Origin of the sequence: Myxococcus xanthus, assembly GCF_013116825.1 — a bacterium.
GTDB classification, from domain to species: domain Bacteria; phylum Myxococcota; class Myxococcia; order Myxococcales; family Myxococcaceae; genus Myxococcus; species Myxococcus xanthus_B.
Window position 1 is genome coordinate 1 of record NZ_JABFNS010000310.1, and the last position, 474, is coordinate 474.

A 474-nucleotide genomic window follows, 5' to 3' on the forward strand; every position below is an offset into this window, starting at 1 on the left:
GGAAATGTGTATAAGCGACAGTCGTCGGGGGCGTGTGTCGGTCGAAGCGGATTCCGTCGGGGGGACAGTACCCGTGCGCGAGCTGGGCGAACCACGGGTTCAGCGTCGAGGGAACGGGCTCCGGGGCGGGGCCTTCGTCGTGTGGCTCGGGGGCCACGTCGGCGTCGGCTTCCTCCAGGTCGTCGTCCGAGTCGACGAGCTGCGCTGCACTGCTGACGGAAATCTCCGCTTCCTCCACCTCGTCGCTGCTGATTTCGTCCGGCTCCTCGGGTTGGGGCCGCGCGCGGGAGTGGCTGTCGTCGTCCCCCTCGTCGATGGACTGGGCTTCGTCCTCGGAGATTTCCTCGGGCTCTTCGTCCTCGCCGCCGGGGACCGAGGCCGAGCCCTTGAACGCCTGCGGGCTGACGGGTTCGAGCCGGGGAGGACGCTGAACGGGAACAGGCGGGGGCGCCGCCGCGCGCGGAGGCAGGGCGG

Annotated in this window: 1 pseudogene; it reads right to left on the reverse strand. The window is 70.5% G+C overall.

The features are described 5' to 3' along the window. Positions 1–474: pseudogene (locus HNV26_RS37465) on the reverse strand (glycosyltransferase family 4 protein); the annotation flags it as partial.